28 protein-coding genes are annotated in these 26,836 nt (G+C 71.2%); 17 read left to right on the top strand and 11 right to left on the bottom strand.

Annotation, left to right across the window (positions count from 1 at the left end; genetic code table 11):
- Window positions 1–2 precede the first annotated feature (2 nt).
- Both ACSYGO_RS42530 and ACSYGO_RS42525 read left to right on the top strand, forming a co-directional pair.
- The gene (locus ACSYGO_RS42530; RefSeq protein ID WP_460389998.1) at window positions 3–965 is read left to right on the top strand and encodes an alpha/beta hydrolase; all 963 of its coding nucleotides are present in this window, start codon (window positions 3–5) and stop codon (window positions 963–965) included.
- Between the two features lie 305 nt (window positions 966–1,270).
- Window positions 1,271–1,915: a DNA alkylation repair protein gene (locus tag ACSYGO_RS42525; protein WP_460390421.1), complete on the top strand. Its 645-nt coding sequence runs from the start codon at window positions 1,271–1,273 to the stop codon at window positions 1,913–1,915.
- A 148-nt stretch (window positions 1,916–2,063) separates the two neighbouring features.
- Here ACSYGO_RS42525 and ACSYGO_RS42520 read toward each other — a convergent pair whose 3' ends face one another.
- Window positions 2,064–2,480 (bottom strand): hypothetical protein, encoded by a 417-nt coding sequence (locus tag ACSYGO_RS42520; RefSeq protein ID WP_435223141.1) that lies wholly within the window; start codon window positions 2,478–2,480, stop codon window positions 2,064–2,066.
- A 260-nt stretch (window positions 2,481–2,740) separates the two neighbouring features.
- Here ACSYGO_RS42520 and ACSYGO_RS42515 point away from each other — a divergent pair, with 260 nt between their 5' ends.
- Entirely contained in the window at window positions 2,741–4,933 is a 2,193-nt protein-coding gene (locus ACSYGO_RS42515) for a PP2C family protein-serine/threonine phosphatase (RefSeq protein ID WP_460389997.1), read from the top strand.
- A gap of 4 nt (window positions 4,934–4,937) precedes the next feature.
- Window positions 4,938–5,300, top strand: a complete 363-nt coding sequence (locus ACSYGO_RS42510) for a hypothetical protein (protein ID WP_435223139.1) — start codon at window positions 4,938–4,940, stop codon at window positions 5,298–5,300.
- Window positions 5,301–5,456: 156 nt separating this feature from the next.
- Here ACSYGO_RS42510 and ACSYGO_RS42505 read toward each other — a convergent pair whose 3' ends face one another.
- A complete protein-coding gene (locus ACSYGO_RS42505) occupies window positions 5,457–6,176 on the bottom strand; it encodes a DinB family protein (protein ID WP_460389996.1) in 720 nt (239 codons plus the stop codon).
- 228 nt (window positions 6,177–6,404) lie between these two features.
- On the bottom strand, window positions 6,405–7,364 hold the full coding sequence (locus tag ACSYGO_RS42500) for an NAD(P)H-quinone oxidoreductase (RefSeq protein WP_426675276.1): 960 nt from the start codon (window positions 7,362–7,364) through the stop codon (window positions 6,405–6,407).
- Window positions 7,365–7,722: 358 nt separating this feature from the next.
- Here ACSYGO_RS42500 and ACSYGO_RS42495 point away from each other — a divergent pair, with 358 nt between their 5' ends.
- Together ACSYGO_RS42495 and ACSYGO_RS42490 are read left to right on the top strand one after the other, a co-directional pair.
- The gene (locus ACSYGO_RS42495; protein ID WP_426675277.1) at window positions 7,723–8,322 is read left to right on the top strand and encodes a TetR/AcrR family transcriptional regulator; all 600 of its coding nucleotides are present in this window, start codon (window positions 7,723–7,725) and stop codon (window positions 8,320–8,322) included.
- 282 nt (window positions 8,323–8,604) lie between these two features.
- A complete protein-coding gene (locus ACSYGO_RS42490) occupies window positions 8,605–9,252 on the top strand; it encodes a histidine phosphatase family protein (RefSeq protein WP_460389995.1) in 648 nt (215 codons plus the stop codon).
- A gap of 46 nt (window positions 9,253–9,298) precedes the next feature.
- Here the strand turns inward: ACSYGO_RS42490 and ACSYGO_RS42485 are convergent, their stop codons facing one another.
- Window positions 9,299–9,913: a TetR/AcrR family transcriptional regulator gene (locus ACSYGO_RS42485; RefSeq protein ID WP_435223132.1), complete on the bottom strand. Its 615-nt coding sequence runs from the start codon at window positions 9,911–9,913 to the stop codon at window positions 9,299–9,301.
- 95 nt (window positions 9,914–10,008) lie between these two features.
- Between ACSYGO_RS42485 and ACSYGO_RS42480 the strand changes: the two genes are divergently transcribed.
- The 4 genes from ACSYGO_RS42480 to ACSYGO_RS42465 all read left to right on the top strand — a co-directional run bounded on the left by ACSYGO_RS42480 (window position 10,009) and on the right by ACSYGO_RS42465 (window position 14,821).
- Window positions 10,009–11,271 carry an NADH:flavin oxidoreductase/NADH oxidase family protein gene (locus ACSYGO_RS42480; RefSeq protein ID WP_432176760.1) on the top strand — a complete coding sequence of 421 codons (1,263 nt, stop codon included), beginning with the start codon at window positions 10,009–10,011 and terminating at the stop codon, window positions 11,269–11,271.
- Window positions 11,272–11,505: 234 nt separating this feature from the next.
- Window positions 11,506–12,423 carry an acetoacetate decarboxylase family protein gene (locus tag ACSYGO_RS42475; protein ID WP_460389994.1) on the top strand — a complete coding sequence of 306 codons (918 nt, stop codon included), beginning with the start codon at window positions 11,506–11,508 and terminating at the stop codon, window positions 12,421–12,423.
- 11 nt (window positions 12,424–12,434) lie between these two features.
- Entirely contained in the window at window positions 12,435–14,033 is a 1,599-nt protein-coding gene (locus ACSYGO_RS42470; protein WP_460389993.1) for a succinic semialdehyde dehydrogenase, read from the top strand.
- A 68-nt stretch (window positions 14,034–14,101) separates the two neighbouring features.
- Window positions 14,102–14,821 carry a type 1 glutamine amidotransferase domain-containing protein gene (locus ACSYGO_RS42465; protein WP_460389992.1) on the top strand — a complete coding sequence of 240 codons (720 nt, stop codon included), beginning with the start codon at window positions 14,102–14,104 and terminating at the stop codon, window positions 14,819–14,821.
- A 142-nt stretch (window positions 14,822–14,963) separates the two neighbouring features.
- Here ACSYGO_RS42465 and ACSYGO_RS42460 read toward each other — a convergent pair whose 3' ends face one another.
- On the bottom strand, window positions 14,964–15,389 hold the full coding sequence (locus ACSYGO_RS42460; RefSeq protein ID WP_432176756.1) for a DUF3592 domain-containing protein: 426 nt from the start codon (window positions 15,387–15,389) through the stop codon (window positions 14,964–14,966).
- A gap of 353 nt (window positions 15,390–15,742) precedes the next feature.
- Between ACSYGO_RS42460 and ACSYGO_RS42455 the strand changes: the two genes are divergently transcribed.
- Together ACSYGO_RS42455 and ACSYGO_RS42450 are read left to right on the top strand one after the other, a co-directional pair.
- Window positions 15,743–15,913: a hydrophobic protein gene (locus tag ACSYGO_RS42455; RefSeq protein ID WP_432176755.1), complete on the top strand. Its 171-nt coding sequence runs from the start codon at window positions 15,743–15,745 to the stop codon at window positions 15,911–15,913.
- Between the two features lie 222 nt (window positions 15,914–16,135).
- A complete protein-coding gene (locus ACSYGO_RS42450) occupies window positions 16,136–16,486 on the top strand; it encodes a PRC-barrel domain-containing protein (RefSeq protein WP_426675285.1) in 351 nt (116 codons plus the stop codon).
- Window positions 16,487–16,588: 102 nt separating this feature from the next.
- Here ACSYGO_RS42450 and ACSYGO_RS42445 read toward each other — a convergent pair whose 3' ends face one another.
- The gene (locus tag ACSYGO_RS42445) at window positions 16,589–17,395 is read right to left on the bottom strand and encodes a thioesterase family protein (protein ID WP_460389991.1); all 807 of its coding nucleotides are present in this window, start codon (window positions 17,393–17,395) and stop codon (window positions 16,589–16,591) included.
- Between the two features lie 321 nt (window positions 17,396–17,716).
- Between ACSYGO_RS42445 and ACSYGO_RS42440 the strand changes: the two genes are divergently transcribed.
- The 3 genes from ACSYGO_RS42440 to ACSYGO_RS42430 all read left to right on the top strand — a co-directional run bounded on the left by ACSYGO_RS42440 (window position 17,717) and on the right by ACSYGO_RS42430 (window position 19,942).
- A complete protein-coding gene (locus ACSYGO_RS42440; protein WP_426675287.1) occupies window positions 17,717–18,154 on the top strand; it encodes an acyl-CoA thioesterase in 438 nt (145 codons plus the stop codon).
- Window positions 18,155–18,392: 238 nt separating this feature from the next.
- Window positions 18,393–18,995, top strand: a complete 603-nt coding sequence (locus tag ACSYGO_RS42435; RefSeq protein WP_426675288.1) for an LLM class flavin-dependent oxidoreductase — start codon at window positions 18,393–18,395, stop codon at window positions 18,993–18,995.
- Window positions 18,996–19,117: 122 nt separating this feature from the next.
- The gene (locus tag ACSYGO_RS42430; protein WP_460389990.1) at window positions 19,118–19,942 is read left to right on the top strand and encodes a DUF1684 domain-containing protein; all 825 of its coding nucleotides are present in this window, start codon (window positions 19,118–19,120) and stop codon (window positions 19,940–19,942) included.
- 55 nt (window positions 19,943–19,997) lie between these two features.
- On the opposite strand, the gene ACSYGO_RS42425 is transcribed toward ACSYGO_RS42430, so the two are convergent.
- Entirely contained in the window at window positions 19,998–20,807 is an 810-nt protein-coding gene (locus tag ACSYGO_RS42425) for a peptidoglycan DD-metalloendopeptidase family protein (RefSeq protein WP_426675290.1), read from the bottom strand.
- A 445-nt stretch (window positions 20,808–21,252) separates the two neighbouring features.
- Here ACSYGO_RS42425 and ACSYGO_RS42420 point away from each other — a divergent pair, with 445 nt between their 5' ends.
- Window positions 21,253–21,840: a hypothetical protein gene (locus ACSYGO_RS42420; RefSeq protein WP_460389989.1), complete on the top strand. Its 588-nt coding sequence runs from the start codon at window positions 21,253–21,255 to the stop codon at window positions 21,838–21,840.
- Window positions 21,834–23,135 carry a hypothetical protein gene (locus ACSYGO_RS42415; protein ID WP_460389988.1) on the top strand — a complete coding sequence of 434 codons (1,302 nt, stop codon included), beginning with the start codon at window positions 21,834–21,836 and terminating at the stop codon, window positions 23,133–23,135. Before ACSYGO_RS42420 ends, ACSYGO_RS42415 begins: the two co-directional genes overlap by 7 nt.
- 24 nt (window positions 23,136–23,159) lie before the next feature.
- On the opposite strand, the gene ACSYGO_RS42410 is transcribed toward ACSYGO_RS42415, so the two are convergent.
- From ACSYGO_RS42410 to ACSYGO_RS42395, 4 genes are all read right to left on the bottom strand, one after another.
- Entirely contained in the window at window positions 23,160–24,182 is a 1,023-nt protein-coding gene (locus tag ACSYGO_RS42410) for an ArsR/SmtB family transcription factor (protein ID WP_435223119.1), read from the bottom strand.
- Between the two features lie 238 nt (window positions 24,183–24,420).
- Complete coding sequence (locus ACSYGO_RS42405; protein ID WP_460389987.1) at window positions 24,421–24,771, bottom strand: hypothetical protein; 351 nt, start codon at window positions 24,769–24,771, stop codon at window positions 24,421–24,423.
- A 157-nt stretch (window positions 24,772–24,928) separates the two neighbouring features.
- A complete protein-coding gene (locus ACSYGO_RS42400; protein WP_426675295.1) occupies window positions 24,929–25,624 on the bottom strand; it encodes a response regulator in 696 nt (231 codons plus the stop codon).
- The gene (locus ACSYGO_RS42395; RefSeq protein ID WP_426675296.1) at window positions 25,596–26,825 is read right to left on the bottom strand and encodes a sensor histidine kinase; all 1,230 of its coding nucleotides are present in this window, start codon (window positions 26,823–26,825) and stop codon (window positions 25,596–25,598) included. Before ACSYGO_RS42395 ends, ACSYGO_RS42400 begins: the two co-directional genes overlap by 29 nt.
- Window positions 26,826–26,836: the final 11 nt, after the last annotated feature.

Below are 26,836 nucleotides of genomic sequence, written 5' to 3'. Positions count from 1 at the left end.
ACATGAGCGAGATCAGTGCTGTCCAGCGTCCGCCGGAGCCGGACTGGCTGGCCATGACGGCCGAGGAGCTGGCCGTCTACCGCGAGGCGGAGAACCGCGTACGGGCCTCCAGCGCGGCGCGGACGATCACCGGGAATCCGGATCCCGGCGCCGAAATCCACTGGCAGCAGGCCGTGTTGCCCGGCCGCGGGCTCCCGGTCCGGGTGTACCGGCCGGTCTCCGGGCGGGACGGGGAAGACGCCGCCCGGACGCAACTGCCGCTCGTGGTCCATGTACACGGAGGGGGTTTCGTGGGGACGGCGGTGCAGAGCGACTGGGTGAACAGCCGGCTCGCCACCCGGCTGCCCGCACTCGTCGTCTCGGTCGAGCACCGCCTCCTCGACCCGGACACCCCGCTGTCGGCAGCCGTCGACGACGGCTGGGAGGTGCTCCGGCACGTGGTGCGGCACGCGGCGGAGTGGGGCGTCGACCCGGCGCGGACCGCCGTCCTCGGCGAGAGCTGCGGCGGGCTGATCTGCGCCCTCGCCGCGCTGCGGGCAAGGGACGCGGGCCTGGCCCTCCAGGCACAGGTCCTCGTCAATCCCGCCGTCGACGTGACCGACACGATGCTCGACCACGCCTCGGTCACCGAGCACGCCCGCACCCCGACGCTGGCCGTGCCCCAACTGCAGCTGTTCCAGCGGCTCGCCGTGCCGACGGGAGCGGACCCTCGCGCGCTCTCGCCGCTGTACGCCGACGACCTGAGCGGGCTCGCCCCGTCGCTGGTGGTGGTGCCGACCCACGACCCGATCGCGGATCACGGCCGCCGCTACGCGGAACGACTGCAGGCGGCAGGGTCACCCATGCGGCTCTCCGAACTCCCCGGTGTGGGGCACGCGTTCCTCAGCATGCCGGGCGTGGTGCCGCAGGCCGAGGCCGCGTGCGCGGAGATCCTCGAGTTCCTCCGGGGCTTGCTCACCGCATGACGCGTCGGGAGAGACTCGCCGAGCATGCCTCCGACGGGTCCGGCCGGCTCCGCGGATGACGGGCGGACGGCCACGGCGGCCACGACCCCGGACGCGGCAGGCCCGGACGCTGCCCGCACCGATGAGGGAGCGCGGCGCGGCGGTTCCTGAGCGCCGCCACGACGCCGCGGAGGGGGCCGCCGGGTACGCGGCGGCCCCCTCCGCGGGCAGTGGAGTGTCCGAGCCGCGTCCGATCCTGCGTAGGCTGCCTCTCGCACGGAAGAGAACAGGAGGCTGAGGTGACCGAGACGACGCTGGCCGAGGTCATGGCCGAGCTGAGCGAGCTTGAGGACCCGAAGACGCGCGCGGTGAACGAGAAGCACGGTGACGATCACGGTGTGAACCTCAGCAAGCTGCGCGCGCTCGCGAAGCGGCTGAAGACGCAGCAGGACCTCGCGCGCCGGCTCTGGGAGACGGGCGACACCGCGGCGCGACTGCTGGCGCTCCTGATCTGCCGCCCGAAGGCGTTCGAGCGTGATGAGCTCGATGCCATGCTGCGCGCGGCGCGCACCCCCAAAGTGCACGACTGGCTCGTGAACTACGTGGTGAAGAAGAACCCGCACGCCGAGGAGCTGCGCCTGGCCTGGACGGCCGATCCGGATCCGGTGGTCGCGAGTGCGGGCTGGGCGCTGACGACCGAGCGTGTGGCGAAGAAGCCCGAGGGCCTCGACCTCGTAGGACTGCTCGACGTCATCGAGGCGGAGATGAAGGACGCCCCGGACCGGCTGCAGTGGGCGATGAACCACTGTCTGGCCCAGATCGGGATCGAGCACGCCGAGTACCGCGCCCGTGCCGTCGACATCGGTGAGCGCCTGGAGGTGCTCAAGGACTACCCGACCTCCCCCGGCTGCACGTCTCCGTTCGCGCCCGTCTGGATCGGCGAGATGGTGCGCCGGCGGGGCGACAAGTAGGAACGGTCGAGCGCACCGGCACGCCGGGCACGAGAGAGAGCCGGACTCGAAGCCCGCGATGTCCGGCCTCTCCACGGGGTGTCGACCGTCGTCCCGCGCGCGATCCGTCGCGCCTCGACCTCGGCGACAGCGGGCCGCACCGCACACCTCAGGTCCAGGTGGTGACCCACTCCAGCATGTGGTCGTAGCTGTCCCAGATGATCCCGCCGGTGGGCGTGCCCTTCCAGTCACCGAGCAGGCAGCGGAGCGTCACATGGTGGTCCTCGGCGAAGTCGAGGTCGACGTCGCGGGTCGTGCCGTTGCCGTTGCTGTTCCAGTAGTAGTAGGTCCCGTACCCGTCCACGGTCAGCTCCGCGACGGCTGAGTGACCGTCGGCGTCCCGGTCCTTGACGATGAGGTGCTCGCCATAGGGCTGGAACTCGCAGTAACCACCCTTGTGCCACGTCTGGTCCACGTAGATCCCCGCGACGGGGTCGTCGGCCTGGGCCGAGGACGCGGCGAATCCGACTGCGGTGCAGGCGGCCAGAACGGTGGCGGCGACTCTGGCGATCAGGCGCACAGGCACTTCCCTTTCGTCAATCCTTGGCATGCATCCCTCAACATCATCATACGTATTACGCACCCCGCGAAACATCAACTTCCCCAAGGAGAGGGCGACTTGGTCGCCCGACGCCGCCCATGAGGGTCTTCGAGTCGGTTGCGCAACACTGATCATGAATGTTCAAGGTCTTGCATAGCGGGGCGCTTGTGGGCTTCTCTCCCGTTCCCTCTCACACAGGATCTAACGTCGTGCTTCTGAGAGGTCCGGCAGTGGGAGGCACCGTCATGACCATTCCCTCTGATGCACTGGACCGCGTACGGGCGGCGCTCCGCCAGGTCTGCAGTCCCTGGGAGACCTCGGCCGCACTGGCCGGCTCGTGTGCCTGGCTGGGGGTGGTGGGCTGGGCGTTGATGCTGGCGCAGGACGACAGCGCCCACCTGTTCCCGTGCGGTATCAGCGGGCTTCCTTCGGTGTGGGAGCCCCCGCTGCGCCCCCTGGCACGGTCCGGGAGCTGGCCGATCTGTCTGGCCGCGCTGGGTCACGTCTGGACGGGGCACGGCCTCGAACGCCCCTACCCGCTCCCGGAGGCCGACGCACCGGCGGCGGCAGCGGCACTCCCCCTGCGCAAGTCGCTCGGCGCCCTCGTGGTCCTGCGCCCGGGACCGACACCGTTCACACACGGAGAGCAAACGTTTTTGTCCGCTGTCGCCCATGAGGTCGCAACCGTCCTGGCCGACCTGCCGAGCCCCGGACAGCCCGACGTCCTCCCGCAACTGCGCGAGGTCGAACGCGGCGCCTTCACCCTCGACCTCACCGGACAGGACATCACCTGCGACCGTGTCTTCGCCACCATCCACGGACTTCCCGGACCGGGCCGGCATCCGCTGTCGGCGGCCCTGGCGGCGCTGCCGCAGGCGGATCTGCCGCAGGCCGAGCGCCTCCTGCAGCAGTTGCGGCAGGTGCCCGGCACCTATGAAGTCATCTACCGCGTCGTCGGCTTCGACGGGCTGCACGTCATGCAAGCCCGCTGCTCCCGCAGTACGGAGGTGCTCGACCGGGTGGTACTCACCGGCCATGTCACCGACATCACCCGGGATGCCGACAATGCCGCGTGGCGCGAGGAGCGCATGCACCGGCAGATCCGCAGCGCGGAGCAGATGCGCGCACTCGCCTCCGCCTGCGCCTCGGCCGGCAGCACCAGCGAACTGGCCGCGGCCACCTGCGACGTACTGGCCGTCTTCGGCGCCGACGCCATCGTGCTGGCCGAGGCCGCCGACCAGCACTTGCACCTACTGACCAGCCACGGACAGCAGCCGCACCACCTGGAGATGCTCCGCACCCTCGAACTGAGCGCGAGCGCGCCCCTCACCGACGCACTGCGCGAGCACCGAGCCGTGTTCATCGCCTCCCACGACGAACTCGTGGCGGCCTACCCCCACTTCGCCGACGTGTCGCCCCGCCTGGACCGGCAGGCCTGGGCCGCACTGCCGATCCCGCTGTCCGCGCCGGACGCCCGCCCCGCCGCCTGTCTGCTGTCCTTCACCCGGCCCCACGCGTTCACCGCCGAGGACCACGCGCTGCTCATCGCGGCCGCCGGACTGCTCGGACGCGCCCTGGACCGCTGCCGCGCCTGGGACACCGAGCACGCACGCGCCGTGGAGCTGCAGAAGGGCCTGCTTCCCACCGCGCTGCCCCACCTGACGGGCATCGAGCTGGCCGCCTCCTACCTCCCCGCCGCGGCGGGCGCCCACGCCGGGGGCGACTGGTACGACGCCTACACCACCAGCAGCGGCCGGCTCCTGCTCGGCATCGGCGACATCGAGGGACACGACACCCAGGCCGCCTCGTTGATGGGCCGGCTGCGCACCGCCATCCGCGCCTACGCGGCCCTCACCGAGGACCCGGCCGAGCTGCTGCGCCACACCAACCGCCTGCTGACGGAGGACAACGACAACGATCCTGAGCGTGCTCGCACCGCCACGTGCTGTCTGATCCTCCTCGACCCCGCGACCGGCGACCTGAGATGCGCCTCGGCCGGGCACCCCAGCCCGCTCCTCCACTCCCCCAGCAGCGGATCCCACGAACTCATCACCGGTGTCGGTCTCCCCCTCGGCATCTTCGCCGAGGGCACCTACCGCGCCACCCCGCACCGGCTTCCCGAGAACACCCAACTCCTGCTGCACACCGACGGACTCACCGACCGGCCCGGCACCGATCCGGCCGAGGCCCACGACCTTCTCGACGAAGCCCTGGAACAGGCGGCGTCGCTCCCCGCCGAGGCAGCCCTGCGGCACATCACCTCACACTGCCTGGCGGGCGCCCGTCCCGTCGACGACTGCGGCGCGCTCCTGGTCCGCCGCCACGACACCTCCCGGGCGGACGGCCACGGCAGCCCGGGCAGGAGCGGCGCCACCGAGCGCCCGCGCGGCGCCGGGCCGGCTTCGTACGGAGCCCGAGGCACCGGTCGGATACGGTGACTCGATGACCGGGAATCTGCCGTCCGACGTGGCCGACGTCCTGGCTGTCGTCCTGGACTCGGACAACCCGGTCCATGCCGCGCTCCGCCGGCAGATTCCCCACCTCAGTGTGCGCGAGCGCTGCTCCTGCGGCTGCGGTACCGCCTACTTCGACCTCGACCCCGGCGCGGTGATGCCCGCCCCCATCGGCCCCGGTACGGTCGTGGCGGCCGAAGCGCAGCTCGTCACCGGGACCGGCGAGTGCCCCGGCGAGGTCCTGGCCTTCGCCCAGGGCGGCTACCTGTCATGGCTGGAAGTCTGCTCATGGAGCGACGACGTCGACGTGACACTGGACTCCGCGCGTCAGTGGCTGCGGCCACGCCCTTGATCCGCACCGCGTCAGTGGCTGAAGCCACGCCCTTGATCCGCACCGGCCGGCGTCGGGACGGTCCGCGGCTCGGCGCCACGTCGGCCGTGCCGCAGCGACGCCGCGCCGCGCCCGGCAGCGACCGTGCCGGGGAGACGTCGGGAACTCGGCCCCGCCCTAACCGGCAGTGCCGAATCGGGTCCGCCACAAATCGCGGAGCAACGCGATCTCGGCCATGTGGTGGATGAGTTCGAGGTTGGCCCCCGACAGCACGTCGGCGTACGGATCGTCGGGGTCGGAGCCGTACGGGTACTGCGAGAACCCGACGGTGTCGAGCTGCTCGTCGGTGACGGTGGCGACGCTGTCGCGCCAGCGGTCGAGCAGCGTCCAGAACCGATCGAGCGCCACGGCGGCCGAGGGCGTGAAGTCGACGAGCAGTTTCGGATCCTGCCGCCGTTCGCCGAAGGTCCACTCCCAGCCGCCCGCGAAGCCGTAGTGCAGGTGCCCCAGCCGCCAGGCGATGGTCGTCATCGGCGTCCTGTCGGGCTCCGGCTCACCGGTGTGGGCGAGGATCTGCTCGACCCGCTCGACACTCACGCTCCAGTCGTCGGCGATCTTGGCGACGGTCATGCCGCCGGCCGCCTGCCGGGCGACCTCCGCGTACTCGTTGGCCGGTATGTCCGGGGCGCCCAGATCCAGCACCCACTCGCCCGGCCCGAACGCCCTCGGAGTGGTCGCCTCACCCCGCCGCCGGATCGACCAGCAATCGGGCACCGGCTCCCACAGGTACTCCTCGTCGCCGAGCCCGGTCAGCCGAACCTGTGCCATCTCCCTGGCACGGTCGAACTGGTCGAGCAGCAGGCCCAGTCGATCGGTCCGTGCACCCTCGGACTGCATGCCTGGCTCCCCTTCGCCCTCGTGTCCCCGTCTCGCCCCGCTCAGGCGGAAGTTAGCGGCTCGGCGCGGCAGGACGCGACCCATTTCCCCGCCCACGAAACGACGCGGCACCGCACCACGCGATCGGACCCGACCGGTGTCCCTGACACGGAGGCGGGGGCCGCTCGCCATCGGCAACGGCAGACCGGGGCTGTCCCAGCCGGCCGGATCACGGCCGTCCCCTGCGCTTCAGTCGTTCACCAGCAGGATCTTCCCCGTGTGCTGCCCGGCCTCCATGAGCCGGTGCGCCTCGGCGGCCTCGGCCATGGGCAGGGTCCGGTCGACCACCAGCTGCACGACACCGTTCTCGATCATCGGCCAGACGTTGTTCTGCACGTCCGCCACGATGGCGGCCTTCGCCCGCGCCGACCGGGTGCGCAGGGTCGTGCCGTGCACGGAAGCGCGCTTGAACACCAGCTCGGCGAGGTTGAGTCGGCCCTCCAGCCCGTCCTGCAGACCGATGACGACCAGGCGGCCGTCGTGGGCCAGGGAACGGACGTTCCGTTCGAGGTACTGGCCTCCGATGACGTCGAGGACGACGTCGTAGGGGCCGTGTTCGGTGAAGTCCTGCGTGCGGTAGTCGATCGTCACGTCGGCGCCCAATTCCCGCGCACGGGCGGCCTTCTCTGCGCTGCCCACGGTGGTGACGACGCGGGCTCCCAGTGCCTTCGCGATCTGGATGGCCATGGTGCCGACACCTCCGGCCCCGCCGTGCACGAGGAGGGTCTCGCCCTCCTCGAGTCGCGCAGTCATCACGATGTTGGACCACACGGTGGCCGCCGCTTCGGGCAGGCCCGCCGCCTCGACCAGACCGATCCCCTTGGGCACCGTCAGCAACTGCCCCGCGGGGACGGCGACCTTCTGCGCATAGCCGCCGCCCGTCAGCAGGGCACAGACCTCGTCGCCCACCTGCCGGCCGGTGACCCCCTGGCCGAGGGCGCTGATGCGGCCCGAGACCTCCAGACCCGGATACGGCGAGGTGCCGGGCGGCAGCGGGTAGAGCCCCCAACGCTGCATGACGTCGGCCCGGTTCAGGGCGCCGGCCACGACGTCGATGACGACTTCCCCGGCGGCGGGCGACGGGTCTTCGACCTCGGTCCACTCCAGGACCTCGGGTCCGCCGGGTTCCTTGATCGACACAGCCTTCATGACACTTCCGTTCACAGGGTTGAGGTGAGGGGTCCCATCGACGTCCGGGCCGCTGGGTGCGCGTAGTTCGCCGTGGCCGGGGGCGGGGCTGAGCGTGCGCAGCGTGTCGCCGCGCTTGACGTCGGCAGAGGAGCCGCATGACGGCCGGGCCCGAACACCCAATGTTTACACCACATACATTAGCACGAGAGTAAGCAGTGTCAACATCGGGGTCCGGCTCCGCCCGCGGTGGTCGACCTGAACCCCCACCAGGCCCCCCGCAAGGGATCTCAGGCGCAGCCGTCCCGCCAGGGGGACGACAGCAGCTGGGCGGCGATCAGCCTTGTCGAGCATTGCTCAACAAGCTAGGGTCCCCGGCATGACCGCGAAGTCCGCCCCCGCTCGCGCTCGACTGCGCCCCGACGAACGCCGGACCCAGCTGATCGGCATCGGACTGCGCCTGCTCACCACTCGCCCGATCCACGACCTCTCGATCGACGAGGTGGCCGCCGAGGCGGGCATCTCGCGCGGGCTGCTCTTCCACTACTTCCCGACCAAGCGGGACTACTACGTGGCGGTGGTGCAGGCGGCGGCACGCCGACTGCTGCTGCACGCCGAGGCGCCGAAAGAGGGCTCGCCGACAGAGCGTGTGCACGGGATCGTGGACGGCTTCGTGTCGTTCGTGCAGCGCCGCAAGGCCAACTACGTGGCCGTGGTACGGGCCGGTGCGGGCGGCGACGAACTGGTGCGGGAGGTCTTCGAGGAGAACCGCCGCACGCTCACCGACCGCGTCCTGGAGGCCGCGGGCGTGGACGACCCCACACCGCTGCACACACTGGCCGTGCGCGGCTGGCTGGCCATGGCCGAGGAGACCGCCATCAGCGCCACCGACGAGGTCGTCACCACGGCCGATCTGGTCGACCTGCTCGTGAGCAGCCTCGCGCAGGTCATGGAGCAGTTCACCTCCGGACGTCACTGACCTGTGCCGGCCGGGAGCCCGGCCGGACGTCCGCCCCGATCACCGACCATCGCTCGACAGAAGGGGACGCACATGAGCCGCCCGCCGCCGACCCGCCCTGCCACGAGGTCTTCGACCCGTTCCGGCTCGCTGTGATCGCCCAGCAGATCTCCTGCGGCCACCACCACGAGCACACTCGGGCGATCCGCCGCCTCACACCCGGATCGCCGCCAACCGCCTTGACCGACACAGCCGTTCGGTCATCCGCCGCACCGGCGGAAGCCGACGGCCGGGAGTACCGCCATGCCGCTCATCTGTCTCGTCCGCCACGGTCAGGCGTCCTTCGCCGCCGAGGACTACGACGTCCTGTCCGACCTCGGGCGCACCCAGGCAGCCGCCGTCGGCCAAGAGCTCGCCCGCCGCGGCCTGCGCGATCCGCACCTCGTGTCGGGCACCCTCACCCGCCAGCGCGACACGGCGCAACTCCTCGCGGAGGCAGCCGGGTTCAAGGAGCCGGTGCGCAACGACCCGCGCTGGAACGAGTTCGACCATGTCGCCCTGCTGGCCCGCTACGCGCCGTCACCCCAGGACGCCCACTCCGTGCAGGAGTTGCTCGATCACGCACTGCTGGCATGGATGGCGGACCCCGCGGCGGCCGGCGACCAGGGCTGGGCCGCCTTCGCCGAGGGCGCCGCGGCCGCCCTGGACGAGGTGTCCGCCGCGCTCGGCCGGGGCCGCGACGCGGTGGTCGTCACCTCGGGCGGCCTCCTCGCCGCGCTCGTCGGCAGCCTGTTGTCCGTGCCGCCCGAGGGAGTCGTCGCCCTCAACCGCGTGACCGTCAACGCCTCCGTCACCACCCTCGCGGTCGGCGGATCCGGCACCAGTCTCCTCACCTTCAACGACCACGCCCACTTCGCCGGCGACCGGCGCCCCCTGCTGACGTACCGCTGAGCCGGTCCGCCGTCGGCCGCCCGCCGGACCGTCCCCCTGCGGCTTCCTAGGCCTTCGCCGGCTCGGCGGACGGCGTCCGCGAAGCCGCCGGGGACACGGTGAACAGTGCGTGGACCGCGGCGCCCACCTGGTCGGCGACCACCTCCGGGGTGGAGGAATCGAGCTTGCCGTCGAGGTGCAGGAACGCGAGTCCGTGGACGAGGGCCCACACGGTGGTCGACAGCACGTCCGGGTCGGCTCCCGGGAAGGCGCCCCGGACGATCCCGCGGACGTATTCCGAGATGGCGGCGGTCGCGGCGACCCGGTCCTCGTTGGTCGGGTCGCAGGGCTCGGCGAACATCACCCGGAACAGCGCCGGGTGCTCGAGCGCGAACCGGACGTAGGCGACCGCGACCGCGGCGAGGTCGTCGGGGGTCGTCGGCGAGGGGTGCACGGCGGCCAGTTGCACGGCGAGTTCGCGATAGCCCTGCGCCGCGACCGCGGAGACGAGCGCGTCCCGGTCCGGGTAGTGGCGGTAGGGGGCGGTCGCCGACACTCCGGCCCGCCGCGCGACCGCCCGCAGGGACAGCCCGGCACTGCCGTCCTCCTCCAGCAGCTCCCGAGCGGCACGCAGGCAGGCGGCTCGCAGGTCGCCGTGATGGTACGCACCCGCTTGCGGCATAGGTCACACTCCCTCATGTTTGCAGCGCTCACATCGTTCGGCTAATGTGAGCGGCGTACACATTGTATGCGATCGAGAGGGAGAGGGGAACTCGGATGACCCGCGAGCTGTTCTCGCCGCTGCCCCTGCGCTCCGGGCAGGTGCTGGGGAACCGGATTGCGAAGGCGGCCATGGAGGAGAACCTGGCCGGCGACGGCCAGGTGCCCGACCGGCAGCTGACCGGGCTCTACCGGCGCTGGACCGCCGGCGGCACCGGACTGCTGATCACCGGCAACGTCATGGTGCACGCCGAGGCGCTGACCGGCCCCGCCGGAGTGGTGCTCGACCACGCCGCGCCGCTGAAGCCGTTCACCGACTGGGCCAGGGCCGGCAAGGCCGGAGGCGCGGCGATGTGGATGCAGATCAACCACCCCGGACGCCAGATCCAGGCCGACATGCCCGGCGTCGTGTGGGGCCCGTCCGCGGTGGGCGTCGACCTGGGCAAGCACAGCAGCCGCTTCGGCCGTCCCGTCGCCATGACCCCCGAGCAGATCGAGGCCACCGTCACCCGCTTCGCGGTCACGGCCCACCGCGCCGAGAAGGCCGGCTTCGACGGTGTGGAGGTCCACGCCGCGCACGGCTACCTGCTGTCCCAGTTCCTGTCACCGCTGGTCAATCAGCGCACCGACGCGTGGGGCGGGCCGCTGGAGAACCGGGCCCGGATGCTGCTGGACGTCGTCCGCGCCGTCCGCGCCGCCGTCTCACCGTCCTTCGCCGTCGCGGTGAAGCTCAACTCCGCCGACTTCCAGCGCGGCGGGTTCGACGCCGACGACGCACGGCAGGTCATCGGCATGCTCGAACCGCTCGGCGTCGACCTGGTCGAACTGTCCGGCGGCAGCTACGAGAGCCCCGCGATGACCGGCCGTCGCGCCGACTCACGCACCCAGGCCCGCGAGGCCTATTTCCTGGATCTGGCGAAGGACCTGGTCAGGAGCAGCCCGCTTCCGCTCATGCTCACCGGCGGCATCACCCGGCGCGAGACCGCCGAGAAGGTGCTCGACAGCGGAGTGGCACTCGTGGGGATGGGCACCGCCCTGGCCGTCACCCCGGACCTGCCGAACCGCTGGCGCCAGGACCGCGAGGCCGATCGGCAGATGCGGCCCGTGACATGGTCCGACAAGGCCCTCGCCTCGGCCGCGAGCATGGCCCAGGTCCGCCACCAGATGCGCCGCATTGCCCGCGGCGGCGACCCCAGGCCCGGCACCCACCCGGCGTTCGCCCTGGTCTCCGAGCAGCGCCATCAGCGACGGGCCCTGCGCCGCTACCGGGCCTGGCTGCCCACCTCGGGAGACACCGCCGCGGCGAGCCGGCCCGCGTAGCCCGCACCCCGGCCGGCGCCCGCACCCCGGCCGCAGCGCCGGCCCGGACAGCGGCACCGCCTTCGCCCCTGACGGGCACCCCTGCCGAAGCGGTCTCGTCGCCACTCTCGACCGAACAGATCCGTCGAGCTCGTCGACGGATGACACCCACCCCTTGTTGACGGTGCTTACATCGGGGCCTAGGCTTGCCTCAATGTAAGCACTGCTCACATATGATCCACGGGAGCTACGCCCATGCCAACGCCCCAGCAGGACACAGCAGAGGTCGACCTGGGCGGCCGTACGGTCACCGTCCCGAAGGGCGGCCTGTACGACCGGTACCGGATGGACACCGACCTCGACGAAGTCGCCCGCAACCCTCGCGTCAGCGGTGTGGACTTCTTCCGCCGACTGCCCAAGACCAAGGTCGACTCTCCGATCGGTGCCACCCTCACCCCGAACTTCTACTACCGCATCTCGACCGCCCGGATCACGATGCTCGCCCGTTCCCGCGCGATCCGTTCCCGCCTGCCCGGGGAACTGGCGCCACTGGAGGTCGCGCCGGGCCTCGGGCTCATCTCGGTCATGTTCTTCCGCTACGACGTGTGCGACATCGACTTCTACACCGAAGCCGCCGTCGGGATCGCCGTGAAGCCGGCACGGCACGGCCGGCTCGGCTTCTTCGACCTCGTCGCCGGTCTCAAGAACGAACACCTCGACTCCTACGTGCTGTCCCTGCCCGTGAGCACCGAGATCGCCCAGGTCCGCGGCCATGACGGCTACGGATTCCCCAAGTGGGTCACCGCGCTCGACGTCGACATCGACGCCGCCCGGACGACCGCACACGTGGCCAACGACGCCGGCGGGACCGACCTGTCGCTGCTGGCCACCACACCCGCCCAGACCGCCTACCCGAGCGGGAAGCGTGTCTCGAGCCTCACTTCGTACACATCGATCGACGGCGCGTGGCACTCGACGCTGAGCCAGACCAACATGCTGTCGGCCGGGACGACGCGTTCGGCGCGCGGCATCGCCCTTCAGGTCGGAGAGGGCCGCATGGCCGACGACCTGCGGTCCCTCAACCCGATCAGGACCCTTCAGTTCGACGTGGTGACCGAAGGCCAACTCGCCCTGCACATGCCGGTCCCGACCTCCGTACAGAGCCGGATCTGAGGAGCCCTGCCATGGCCACCGACCACGCCGTCCCGTCCGCCTCCGCCCGCGGCTCCGTCCTGCCCGCCTCCCTGACCTCGGCCCGGATCGGGCGGCTGGCAGCGCGAGTCGTGGCCGCGGCGGACGCGGCCCGCGTCACCACCAACGCCCCGTACACCGGCGCCCCGCTGGCCGACCTGCCGGTCTCGACACCCGGGGACGTCGAGGACGCCTTCGCACGCGCCCGCATCGCCCAGAAGGCCTGGGCCGCGACATCGCTGGGCCGGCGCAAGAAGATCATGCTGCGCTTCCACGACCTGGTGCTCGCCCGCAAGGACGAGGTCCTGGATCTGATGCAGGCCGAGAGCGGGAAGACACGCCGCGACGCGTTCCTCGAAGTGACCGACACCGCCATCACTTCCCGGTACTACGCGCGCAGCGCCGCCGGGTTCCTGGAGCCCAAGCGGCGTCGCGGCGCGATCCCGCTGCTGACCCACACCACCGAGCTGCGCCATCCCAAGGGCGTCGTCGCGATCGTCTCGCCCTGGAACTACCCGCTGAGCATGGCCGCCGGGGACGCCATTCCGGCACTGATGGCCGGCAACGCGGTCGTGCAGAAGCCCGACACCCAGACCGCGCTCACCGCGTTGTGGGCACTCGATCTGATGCACGAGGCCGGTCTCCCCGCCGGTGTGTGGCAGATGGTGGTCGGCAGGGGCAGCTCCATCGGCGGCGCGCTGATGGACAACGCCGACTACATGATGTTCACCGGCTCCACCGCCAGCGGGCGCAAGATCGCCCGCGACGCCGGCGAACGCCTCATCGGCGCGTCCCTCGAACTCGGCGGCAAGAACGCCATGCTCGTCCTCGACGACGCCGACATCGAGAAGGCCGCCGACGGTGCCGTCGCCGCGTGCTTCCCCTCGACCGGCCAGCTCTGCGTCTCCGTCGAGCGCCTGTACGTCGACGAGGCCGTCCACGACCGGTTCGTCGCCGCGTTCGTCGCCCGTACGAAGCACCTCAAGATCGGTGCCTCGTACGACTACAGCAAAGACGTCGGCTGCCTCACCAACCCCTCCCAACTGGAGACCGTCACCGCACACGTCGACGACGCGGTCGCCAAGGGCGCGACCGTCCTCGCGGGCGGCAGGGCCCGGCCCGACCTGGGGCCGCTGTTCTACGAACCGACCGTTCTCGCCGACGTCACCCCCGACATGACGCTGTGCGAGCAGGAGACGTTCGGCCCCGTCGTGTCGATCTACCCCTTCCGCGACGTCGACGAGGCGATCGCCCGGGCCAACGCCACGCCGTACGGCCTCAACGGCAGCGTCTGGTCCCGCAACGGAGCCCGGGGACGAGCCGTCGCCGCCCGTCTGCACGCCGGCACCGTCAACGTCAACGAGGCCTTCGCAGCCGCCTGGGGAAGCATCGACGCGCCGATGGGCGGCATGGGCGACTCGGGACTCGGCCGTCGTCACGGCGCCGACGGCATCCTCAAGTACACGGAACCGCAGACCGTCGCACACCAGCGCGTCCAAGGGTTCACCCCGCCGGCGCGCGTCTCGCCGGAGACCTGGGCTGCCCTCCTGTCCACCGCGCTGAAGGCTCTCAAGGCCGCCGGCGTTCGCTGAGGCGCAGATGTGGCGTCGAGCCCATGAGCCAGGTGCCGGAACCGTCACCGCAGAAGGAAGAGATGGAAATGACCAAGGCCCTCTTCGTCGTGTCCGCGGCAGATCGCTGGACGCTGAACGACGGAACCGCCCACCCCTCAGGGTTCTGGGGTGAGGAACTGGCGATGCCGCACAAGATCTTCACCGAGGCGGGGTGGGAGATCACGATCGCCACTCCGGGCGGCAGGGCGCCGACACTGGACCGGCTGAGCATGTCCCGTACGGCCGGTCTGCCCTCCAAGCTGCGGGAGGTCTCCCGGTACCTGGACGCGATCCGGAGCGAGCTCAACAGCCCCCGGGAGCTGGCGAAGACCGATCCTGACGAGTTCGACGTGGTGTTCTACCCCGGTGGACACGGCCCGATGGAGGATCTGGCGGTCGACCCGGTCTCCGGCGCCCTGCTCAGCCGGGTACTGCGCTCCGGCAAGCCGCTGGCCCTGCTGTGCCATGCGCCGGCCGCCGCGCTGGCGGCCAGGGACGCCGACGGCTCGTGGCCGTTCGCCGGCTACCGGATGACGGGCCTGTCCAACACCGAGGAGAAGCTCAACAGCTTCGGCCGCAAGGCTCCGTGGCTGCTGGAGGACCGTCTGCGCGAGGGCGGAGCGGATTACGTCAAGGCACGTCTTCCGCTGTTCCCGTTCGTGGTCGTCGACCGGAACCTGTACACCGGGCAGAACCCCGCGTCCTCCGAACGGCTCGCCAAGCGGCTCGTGTCGGATCTGAGCACGACGGCACGCCGGACGCCTTGATCCGCAGGTTTGTTGCGCGGAACACCGCCGGACGGCAGACGGTCGGCCGGCTCCAGCACCAGCGGCTCGTCCGCGACCTCAGCGATCCACGTCAACAGCACCTCGGCAGTATCCCGGAGAGGGTCGTACCGTGGCGTTGCGATCAGAGAGTGAGCAGCCGGACGAGCAGCACCACCGACGTGCCCGCGGTGAACACCGATCCCAGCACGGTGAACACCAGGTCGACCGCTGCTGTGTCCCAGCCCTGGATCGCGAAACGGCGGGGATCGGTCGGGTCGTATCGGACCATGACGACGGCCCCCACGCCGAAGCCGGCCCGGACGGACCCGCGGCCGAGCCGGGACGAGTACGCGCACTCGCGGCCGTCGCCGGTCGTCCAGGCCGCGACCGGGTGGTAGAACGTGCCGCCTTCGTCGTTCCGCCTGACATCGTGGCGGACGATCCGGCCCTCCACGGTGACCCCCATACGACGCAGCATGCCGGCACGGCGGAGTCCGTACACGCCGAAGCCGAGGAAGAGCACGCCGATCGTCAGCGGGATGAGAGAGAAGAGCCATTCGCGTTCCATGTGTTCTGCGACGCGTCCGTGAGGTTGCCGGTTGCGCGTGACCTGGCCGTGGCAACCCACCTCACACCGACCTTCGCACTCGGCTGCCCCGGGACCGACCGGGTCGGGATACGTCCCGACCACCCAACTGCGTTCAGAACGACCGGTGTTCACGGCGACAGGACCGGGGTGATTCGGCCGTCCCGGCCGAAACGCGGGGGCCTCTCTGCGACCCCGTCACCCTTTTCGGCATCTTCAAACCGGGAATCTGACACGCGGCGACTTTCGCCGTGCCGGACTCCGTCGAAATCCATGAGATCCGCAGGAGTGGAGAGCTTTCCGCAGGGCACACGTGGGCTCGGAGGTTGATAACAATGGTTCCTGTTCTTCTCGTTCTTCTGCTTGCCCTGATCCTTTTCGGTGCCGGTTTCGCGCTCAAAGCCCTGTGGTGGATCGCTGTCGTCGTGCTGATCGTGTGGCTCCTCGGCTTCGTGGTCCGTCCTGCGGGCAGTGGCGGCAAGCGGGGTCGCTGGTACCGCTGGTAGGCGGGCCGGAGCGGCGTTCACCGGGACGGGTGGGCCCCGACGCCGAGGCGTCGGGGCCCACCCGTCTTTCGGCCATCCATATTCTTCGCGACACGACGGTGTGAGGTGCGAATCGAGGGGCACTCGCCCGCCCGAGAAAACGTCACCGAATTCGATGACGTCCATGACGACTCCGCGGCCCGACTGCGGCGGAGCGAAGAATTTCGATGAGGGAGCCGTTTTATGAGTGACAACATCTGGGGCTACCAGCCGACCACCGGCCACGTCCCCGGCACCGACCTGATCGGATACAAGGTCGAGGCCACCGACGGCAGTATCGGAAAGGTCGACAAGCACTCGGACGACGTCAACTCCTCGTACCTCGTCGTCGACACCGGCGTATGGATCTTCGGCAAGCACGTCCTGCTGCCCGCCGGCACCGTGAGGACGGTCGACCGGGCCGAGCGCAAGATCTATGTCGACCTCACGAAGGAGCAGATCAAGGACTCCCCCGAGTTCGACAAGGACAAGCACGTCGGCGACGCCGGCTACCACGAGCAGGTCGGCGGCTACTACCAGAACTACCGCGCCTGACCGCGAAGAACCGACCAGGGTGGGGCCCGCCGGAGACGCTCCGACGGGCCTCCCTTCTGGCCGACCTGGCCGTCACCACCGGCGAGGCCAGGGGCCGAAGGGTCAGCCCCGACCGCTCACGAACAGGCTCTGCACACTGCGGCCGATCGCACCGCGGGTGTCATGCAGCGCGGCCTCGGCCATCCCGATTCCGTCGGCGTCGATCTCGGTACGTGCGTCGAGGCACACCCACTCGCCCAGGGGATACCGGTGCAGGTGCACGGTCAGATCGGGGTTGATGAACACATGCGTACCGAAGTCCAGGACGTTGCTCAGCCCGTTGCCCGAGTCGGCCGCCACGAGTACCCGGTCCGACGGCAGAGTCTTCTCCCCCGCCACCAAGGGAACCCGCATCCGCATCCAGCACGTGGCCGGTCCGGGCTCGAGGAAGGCGCCCGCCGCGAAGCGGCATTCCATCCCCGTGTGATAGCCGACGTCCCACGGCACGGGAAAGAACGGCTCCGAGCGTGACTCGTCGGGCGACGGTACGGCAGCGACCTCGTCCGTCGCCGGTACGGAACCGGGGTCGGTCCGGATGCGCAGCGCCCTCGCCCGCATCACCTCGTCGCCCGACTCGGCCGTCAGCGCGGCCTCGACGAACTCCACGCTGCGGCCCTCCTTGATCACGCGGGTGGTCACGGACAGCGGGCGCAGCGGCACCGGGCGAGGGATCTCGAAGGTGATGCGGGCAAGACGCATGTCCTCACGAGCGCCGGGGCGCACCTGCACGGCGCGGCCCAGGAGAGCGGCGGGCGGCCCGGCGTGCTGGGAGTGCTCGTCCCAGGGTCCCCGGGTGTACGCGGTGGGTACGAAACGCTCCTCCGCCACCTGTTCGAAGAACGCCTCGGCATCGCTGACCTGGCCGACCACGGTTCCCGCCCTCTCCGGCCGCTGAGGCCCGTCCGATCACCGGTGGATCAGCCACTCGGGGTGCCAGCTAAACAACACCGTGAAGCTTGGTCAACACCCGGCCTACGGCTGTCCGCACCGTGCGGGCCCTGCGTGACGACGCACGGCGCACGGCGGCCCGGCATTGCTACGTCGCACCGGCCGCAGACCGTGTCGCAGGTCACACAACCCCTTTCAGTTAACGTTGACTAACCTGGCCTGGCGGCCCGGCTCCGCCGCCCCGCCCGGAGGGCACCGGGCTCGCCGCGGCAGCGACGCGTACCGCACGAAGGGACGAGCACGGTGGCCACCGACATGGAAGTGACGTATCAAGGCACGGTGTACCCGTGGCACTGCGACCACATGGGACACATGAACGTCATGTGGTACGTCGGGAAGTTCGACGAGGCCACCTGGTCCCTCTTCGCCCGCATGGGCATCACGCCCGACTACCTGCGAGAGCAGGAGCGCGGCATGGTCGCGGTGGACCAGCGCATCTCCTACCGGCAGGAGGCCCTCGCCGGAGATGTGGTGGTCGTCCGCTCCGCGCTGTTGGAGGCCCGCAGCAAGGTGATCCGCTTCTGTCACCGGATGGAGAACGCGACGACGGGCGACACCCTGGCGATCACCGTGCTGACCGGCGTCCACCTCGACAGGGCGACGCGACGCTCCTGTCCGCTGCCCGACGAGCAACTCGCCCGCGCCAAGGCCATGGTCACCGAGTTCGACCCCGGCATCTGACCGCGGACCGCCGTGGCCGGAGCTCGTGGAGTCGGCCTCGGACACCGGCCGACTCGGCGTGGTCCGCCGACGGCGCCGAACGAGCTCAGGGGCGACGTCCCGGGCGAGTCCGGCGTCAGCGGTGTCCGCAGAGCCGTCCGGAGGAGCCTTCGGAGAGCCGTCCGCGTACACACGACTGACAAGAAGCTGTCACACACGGACCGGAATGCCGGTTCGGACGTGGACGGTTTTCACTGGCATGACTGTAGGAGTAGCGCTCAACGCATCCGGCGCGGAGACCCAGGTCGACGCCTGCGTGCGGCTGGCCGAGGAGGCCGCGGCGGCCGGCCTCCGGTCGGCCTGGTTCGGGCAGACCCTCGGCGCGGACTCACCTCAACTCGCCGCCGTCGTCGGGTGCGAGGCCCCCGGACTCCATGTGGGCACCTCCGCGATCCCCGTCTTCGGCCGGCATCCCCTGCTCGTCTCCAGCCAGGCCCAGACCGCCCAGGGGGCCACGCACGGCCGCTACCACCTCGGTCTCGCCCTGGGCACCAAGCTCCTGACCGAGGGTGGTTTCGGGCCGCCCTTCGAACGGCCCGTCGCGCGCCTGCGTGAATTCCTCATCGCCCTGAGCCAGTTGACGCAGACCGGTACGGCCGACTTCCACGGTGAACTGCTCACCCTCTCCGGCGGCCGACGGGCCTCCGACGTGGCCGTGATCGGTGACGAGAAGGCCGTCACGGACGAGGTACGGCGCCACCGGGACGCCGGGGCCACGGAGGTGGTGTTCTCGGGCTCGGAGTTCGCCGGAGAGGCGAACCGGAAACGCACCTGGGCACTCCTCGGCGAACTGGCCGGGTGAGGGAACACCCGTACCGGATGCCCCGGCGGGCCGGACGGACGGCGGTACGCCGCCGGCGATTCCCCAGGCACAAGACACGTACACCATTGCGGGGCCGATCCCCGTGCGACGAAGGAGTATTGATGACCACTCAGGTGCCCTCGGCGGATCTCCAGGCCTTCACCGAGGACTGGCTGCACTGGTACCGGACACAGGAAGAGCGGCTCGCCGACCCGCACGGATTCCTCGCGATCACCGGACTGTACTGGCTCGACGACCGCCCGCAGCGCTTCCCGGACGCCCCGGGCACGTGGCGGACGGGCTCCGACGGCGTCACCGTGGCCCTCGACGAGGGCGAGGAACTGGTCGTGGGGGGAACCCCGGTGCGCGGGGAGCACCACTTCGGTGAGCTCCCCGAACGCGGTGGCGTCGACGCCGTGTGGGGGAAGGCCGTGATCGAAGTGGCCGAGCGCGGCGGAAACGACATCGTGCGTCCCCGGCACCCCGACGCACCGCTGCGGACCGCCTTCGCCGGGACGCCCGCCTACGCACCGGATCCGCGCTGGGCGTTGACGGGCCGCTACGTCGCGTTCGACGAGCCGCTGCCGACCCGGGTGGGCGGCGCGGTCGAGGGACTGGAGCACGTGTACGACGCGCCGGGCCGGATCGAGTTCGAACTGGACGGCCGTTCCCTGTCCCTGACCGCCTTCCCCGGTCACGCTCCGGGCAGCCTGTCGGTGCTGTTCACCGACGCGACCTCCGGGGTCACCACGTACGCCGCCAATCGCGTCCTCGGCGTCGGGCCGCCCGCCGCGGACGGGACGGTCGTGCTGGACTTCAACCGCGCGGCGAACCTTCCGTGCGCCTACACGGACCTGGCGACCTGCCCGCTGCCGCCGGCGGAGAACCGGCTGCCGGTGCCGATCGAGGCCGGTCTGAAGATCCCCCGCGAGCGGGGCGGCGCCTGAGCACACGCGAACCGCCGGGCGGCGGGCCCACGGGCCCGCCGCCGCCGTGCGATGCTCAGCAGAGGGGCACTCCGGGGAGCTGGGCCGCCGGGTTGTCGATGTAGATGTTGCTGATGAAGCCGTTCTGGTCGCGCAGCTTGCTCCACCAATTGTTGGTGTAGCCCTCGGCGTTGACCGTGTCGCCCTGCTTCTGGCACAGGACGCGGACGCTGGTGGGCCCGGCGAGGGTGGTGACCACCGGCGAGCTCAGATGGGCGTCGCTGCGCACGCGCACGCCGCTGCCCCAGGTCATGAAGGGTGTGCCGGCGCCGCCGCACCCGTTGTCGCTGGTGAGGAAGTACTGGTTGTAGCTTCCGGGGTAGGCGAGCGCGGCGCCGTTGATGCGGATGTCCTGGCCGACTCCGTTGTAGAGCTGCTCGTAGTGGATGTGCGGGCCGGTGGAGTTGCCGGTGCTCCCGGTCGTGCCGATCTGCTGGCCCTGTTCGACGTGGGCGCCGTCCGCGACGGAGAACGCCGACAGGTGGAAGTAGTAGGTGCGCCAGCCGCCGCCGTGTTCGACGGACAGGTAGTTGCCCGCGCCGTTCGCTTCGTAGTGGCGGTACGCGGTGCCGGTGGCCGAGGCGAGGACGGGTGTGCCGTTCGTGGTGCCGCCGTCGGCGCGGACGAAGTCCAGGGCGCGGCGGACCTCTCCCGAGTGATGGCTGTAGGTCCACTTCTGGCCGCAGGGATAGGGGGCCTTGAAGTCGGGCGCCGCCAGGGCCGTTCCACCGGTCGCGGCGCCGGCCGGGTGGACCGGCCCGAGCAGGAGTCCGGCCAGGGCCAGGAAGGTGGTGACGGCCGCGGTCCACAGGCGTCTGAGGGGCATGCGCGAGTCGCTCCTTCGAGTGGGGGGAGAGCGGAGGGGGCTCGATGTCCGGACGGACGGCGGATCGCGGCACAAGGTAGGAGCGGTTCGGCACTCAGGACAAGGCACCGGCCGGGTCTTTCGCTCACCATGCAATGTCTTGCACACGACAAGTCCAGCCGTCCATCATGCAGCCGGGACAAGGCCAACACCCGTGCGATCAGGGCTGGTTGGCGTTCGGCAGGCGGAGCGGACGAGAGGCGTGGGCGTACCTGCGCGCCGAGGCACGCGATCCGGCCGGCCGGGCTCCGGCCTGCCCCAGCTCATGGGTCGGGCCCTCGCCCCGATCCGCCCGCTCCTCCCCCGGCCTGCGACCGTGTGCTCCGGCGCCCGCGCGGCGACGGCCGAGTTCGCCCCCAAGCACGGCACTTCATCCGACTCGGGCGTCGGAGACAGGGCACCCCACATGTCCTCCCCACCACGTGTCAGACGCACGCGCGCGCTGTTCGGCCTGGGCCCGGCCGCCGTCCTGACCACGACCGGGCAGTCGGCCACCGCCGCTCCCGCTCCCGCTCCCTCGCCCTCGCCCTCGCCCTCGCCCTCGCCCTCGCCCTCGCCCTCGCCCTCGCACGACACCTCCGCCAATGGGGCGTTCGCACGAGCGGCGGCCGCGTACGACGTACCCCGCGTTCTGCTCGTCGCCGTCGGCTACGCGGAGATCCACCTCGACGGCCACACCGACCCCGGTCCGCACGGGGACCGGGCGTACCACATGAACCTGGTCCCCGGCGAGGGCGACAGCGGCACCACACCCTTCCCCACGTGGGGCAGCGATGTGAGTGTCCGTCAGCAGCCGACCACCGCCTCGACCCGCGTGGCCACGCTCCCCGGACCCACGACCGTACGCGTCAAGTGCCAGGTCCACGGCCGGCTCGTCGACTACCAGGGCTACGGCAACGACGTCTGGTCCTCCCTGCCCGACCTCGGCGGCTGCATCTCCGACATCTTCATCGACATCGACGACGCCTGGCTCCCGGGAGTATTCACATGCTGACCTCTCACCCGCGGCACGAGGGCCCCGCCGCGCGCCGCAGATCGCTTCCCGTCCGCACACTGAGCGGCGCCGCGTGCCTGCTCGCCCTCGCCACCGGGTCGGGAACCGCGCCCGCCGCGGAAGCCGCCACCGCACCCGCCGCGTCGTCCGCCGTGTCGTGGCACCCGGACCTGTCACGGCCCGGCACCGACGACGTCAATGTGCTCCGCAGCGCCAACGCGCTGCGCGTGGAGGACCGTTCGCTCGGTCCGGCGTCGCTGGAACGGCACGGCGGCTACGCGTCCGCCGTGCTGGACGAGCACCACCTGGACCGGCCGGTGGACCGGATCACCGCGGACGTCGACGCGGCCGTGCCGAGCGGGGCCGGCATGGTGGTCGACGTGCGGGGCCGCACCGCCGACGGCACCTGGACGGAGTGGCGGGAAGTGGCCGCCGACGCGCCGGCCCGGCTGCCGCGGGCGGTCGACGACGTGCAGGCCCGGCTGACCCTGTGGACGGGCAAGGCCGGCGCCACACCGACCGTACGCGGCCTGACCCTGTCGGCGGACAGCGCCGGCACGGCGTCGTCGCAGCCGGCGCAGCCCGCGGCCGCGGCCGCGGCCTTCTCGTCCCGCGTGTACGCCACGCGCGAGGGTCTGGTCGGCGGGACCACCGCCAACGGCCATGTCATACGCAGCAACGACCACTTCGTGGCCCTCCCCTCGCGCCGCGCCCTGTCGCCCAACGGCAGCGGCCAGTACTCGGTGCAGGTGTGCGGCCCGGTCCGCTGCGAGACCGCGCCGGTGTGGGACGTCGGCCCCTGGAACACGCACGACGACTACTGGAACACGTCCGCGCAGCGCGAGCAGTGGAAGGATCTCGCGCGGGGCCTGCCCGAGGCCCAGGCCGCCTACCAGAACGGCTACAACGGGGGTCGCGACGAGTTCGGCCGACAGGTCGCCAACCCGGCCGGCATCGATCTGGCCGACGGGACCTTCTACAACATCGGTCTCAACGACAACGGCTGGGTGACCGTCACCTACTTGTGGACCGACGGTGGCGGCGACACCAAGTCCTTCCCGACCTGGGGTACGGACGTCAGCATCCGGCAGCAGGCGACCACCGCCTCGACGCGCGTGGCCACGCTCTCCGGACCCACGACCGTACGCGTCAGGTGCCAGGTCCACGGCCAGCTCGTCAACTACCAGGGCTACAGCAACGACGCCTGGTCCTACCTGCCGGACTACGGCGGCTACATCTCCAACATCTTCATCGACGTCAGCGACGCCTGGCTCCCCGGCGTCCCCACCTGCTGACGACACCTCGCGCAGAACTGCCGGTCAACCGGGGGCGGCCGACGTGTCAGGGGCCGCCCCCTCCAGCAGGGCCCGTCCCAACGGCGTCCGGTGGTGCAGCACCCGATTCCCCTCGCGGCGGGTCGAGACAAGTCCCGCCTCGCGCAGCACCGCCGCGTGACGGCTCGCCGTCGACGGCGCGAGCCGAAGCGCCACGGCCACCTCGGTCGTCGTCATCGGCGTCCGGAGCAGATCGAGCAACTGGGCCCGGGAGGCGCCGATCAGATGGGCCACCGACAGCGTCGCCGCTCCCGCGCGCGACCGGGGCAGCCAGCCGGGATCCGGATGCAGCGGATGCACCAGCACCGGGGGCAGCGCCTCGTCCACCAGGGCCAGCGGTGTCCGCACACAGAAGAAGCTCGGGACCAACGTGAGGGGCCTGCCGCCGAGTTGAAGCGACCGGACCTCCGGGTAGGGGGTGGTGAGCCGTGTTCCGCGCAGGTGCCACCCGGGTAACTCGGCGTAGCTCGCCAGCAGTCCCTCGGCGCCGCCGCCCAGCGCCGCCTCGGCCCGCCGGGCGCGATCGTCGGCGACCCGCGCCCTGATCGCCGCCGCGTACGGGGCCACCGCGACGGCGTGATAGCGACGCAGTGTGGTGCCGAGCCAGTGCAGGGCACCGACGTCGCCGGTGGCCACCCAGCGCACACTGCGCGGCAGGGGTCCGCGCAGATCCCGGCACAGGCGCGTCAGTTCGGCGGCCAGCCTGCGTCTCGGTGTCGACAGCACGCGGTCGACGCTCTCCTCCAGACCTGTGTCACCGCGGCCCGGAGTGAGGAAGTCGGGGAAGTACCCCGTGGGCGGGCACAACGGCATCAACGCCCGGACGTCGTCGGCGAGTCCCGTGCGGTGCAGGGCTCCCCGCACCTCGCGCCGCCATGTGTCGTAGGCCAGCGACTCCTGCCGGTTCTGCAGGAGTTGCAGGCTCAGTGCCGCCTCCCAGAGCGGGTCCGCCCCGCGGGCGACCCGCACTCGGCCCAAGGCCCCGCCACCGAAGTCCACTTGAAGCACGGAGCTCGCACCCCCTCGGCGGAACCGCGGCGGTCGCGGAACCCGCCGTCACTCTAGTGACCCGCCCTCCGGACCGGCCCGGAACTCGGCATCGGCACCGACCACGCGCACCGTCGGGACGGTGCTGGTCGAGAGCGCGGAGCCCGGCCGGGAACGGGACGGTGGCCAGGTGCCGGCCGCGACGTGACGATCGCGGCGTACGCGTCCCGTGGCCGCTGCGGAGCGGGGGCTCCCGCGGTCAGCGCCCGACGCGCTGCGTCCTGCTGACCCATTCGGCCAGCGTGAGCTCGCCCGCGAGAGCCGTACGCTCCGGGCTGCGCCGACGCGGTGGCACGTGGACGGGCGGGTCGTCCTGACCGCCGTGGGCGAGGACGTCGCGGAGCAGGGCCAGGTGGGGCGCTGCCGGTGCGGCGGCGACGTGGTCCTGGCGCCGGGCCTCGCAGGACGTGCGCTCGGCCAGTGCGCCCGCTCGCGGAGCGATGCCGCAGACGCGGGCCCCGGTCATGAATCCGGAGGGTCCGGAGGGGGACAGACGCCTGTTGGTGGGCGTGCCGCTGTGGTTCCTGTTCCTGCAGTGGGCCTGGTTCATGGTGAAACCTCCGTTCAGGGTTCCACCTTGGCTCATGGACCGTGTGCTCCGCGTCGTCCCCGCGCAGCGACTTCTCCCTACCGCTGCCGTAGTAGGCGTCCGGCCGGTCTACCACCGCGGCAGAAGTGCGGGCACCACGACGGGCCCGCGGCCGCGGTCAGGCATCGACCGGCGTCTGCACCGAGCCGGGCACCGGACTGACCAGTCCGCACTGATAGGCGATCACCACGAGCTGGGCCCGGTCCCGGGCCGCCAGTTTCGTCATGGCCCGGTTCACGTGGGTCTTGGCCGTCAGCGGGCTCACGAACAAGTGCTGGGCGATCTCCTCGTTGGAGAGGCCCTGCGCGACGAGTCTCGTGACATCGCTCTCGCGGGGTGTCAGACACTCCAGCCGTTCGTGCACGGCTGCCGGGGAGGACTGCGGCTGCGCGAGGAAGCGGGTGATCAGCGCTCGCGTCGCCGAGGGAGACAGCAGTGCCTCACCGGCCGCGACCGTACGGACCGCGTCGAGGAGCTCCTCGGGGCTCGCCCCCTTGCCGAGAAACCCGCTCGCACCCGCGCGCAGCGCCTCCGCGACGTGCTCGTCCTCCTCGAACGTGGTCAGAACGAGCACTTTCACACTGTCGAGGCCCTCGGACTCGCTGATGAGCCGGGTCGCCTCCAGGCCGTCCATCTCGGGCATGCGGATGTCCATCAGGACGACGTCCGGGCGCTCCGCCACGGCCAGTTCCACTGCCTCGTGGCCGTTGGACGCCTCCCCCACGGTCTCCATGTCCTCCGTGGCGTCGAACAGCATCCTGAACGTGCCCCGCAGCAGGGCTTGGTCATCGGCAAGCAGTACGCGAATCGTCATGGTCCTCTCTCCGGTCCCGTGCCTGGCCTGCCCGCAACGGCAGTTCCGCCGTCACGCTGAACCCGCCCTCGGGGCGCGGACCCGCGTACAGCCTTCCGCCCACCGTGGCCGCCCGCTCCCGCATGCCGATCAGCCCGTGCCCGGGGCCCGCGTAGACCTGCGTGGGACCGGCGGCCCCGTCGTCCTCGATGGCGATGGTCAGCCGTTCACGGTGGTAGTGCAGGAAGAGCCTCGCACGGCCCGCCCCGGCGTGCTTGTGCACATTGGTCAGGGACTCCTGGACGATGCGGTACGCGACCAGGTCGACAGCCGGTTCGAGCGGCTCCGCCGTCCCGGACCGGACCTGGCTCACCGCGAGCCCCGCGCGTTCGAACGACGCCAGCAGAGCCGGAACCTCGGCCAGCCCCGGCATGGGGCCGCGCGGCGCCACGGGATCGCCGGACTGCCGTAGCAGGCCCACCGTCACCCTCAGCTCGTCGAGCACGGAACGGCTGGTGTCCCGGATGTCCTCCAGGGCCCTCAGGATCTGTTCCGGCCGCTGCTCCACGAGGTGGACGGCCACGCCTGCCCGTGCGTTGATCAGGGCGATGTGGTGGGTGACGATGTCGTGCAGCTCGCGGGCGATGCGGACCCGTTCGGCCGCCACCCGCTGCCGGGCCTCCTGCTCACGGGTGCGCTCCGCGTGCTCCGCACGCTCCTCGACCGCAGCGACATAGGCGCGGCGGGAGCGCACTCCGTCCCCGATGGCGGCGGGCAGTGCCGTCCAGGCCAGCATGGCCACCTTGTCGGGCTCGAGCCACGCGCTGGAGGCGAACATCGTGTCGGTCCCCACCAGCACGGCGGCCGCCGCGGCGGCCGACAGCCAGGCACTGCGCCGGTCGGTCCGCACGGCCATGTTGTAGACGGACACCAGCACCGGGCTCACCACCAGGGGGCTGTCCCGGAAACCCAGACTTTGGAAGAGCGCCCCGCAGCACACGGTGACGACCAGTACGCCGACCGGGTGACGTCGCCGCCACAGCAACGCCCCGCAGCCCACGGTCGCCAGTACGACGGCGGACCACCGTAACGAGAACAGGCGCTGGTGCGGCTCGATGGAGGCGGCCACCACGGAGAGCACGAGCAGCACGGCCACGGCCGCGAAGTTCGCCGCTCGAACCCGGGCTCGTCCTCCCCGTCTCCAGCCGTTGATCACCGCCATGTGACAACGGT

The organism is Streptomyces krungchingensis (assembly GCF_054729265.1).
Note: the sequence above shows the minus strand (reverse complement) of the source record. Positions and strands in the feature narration are given on the sequence as shown.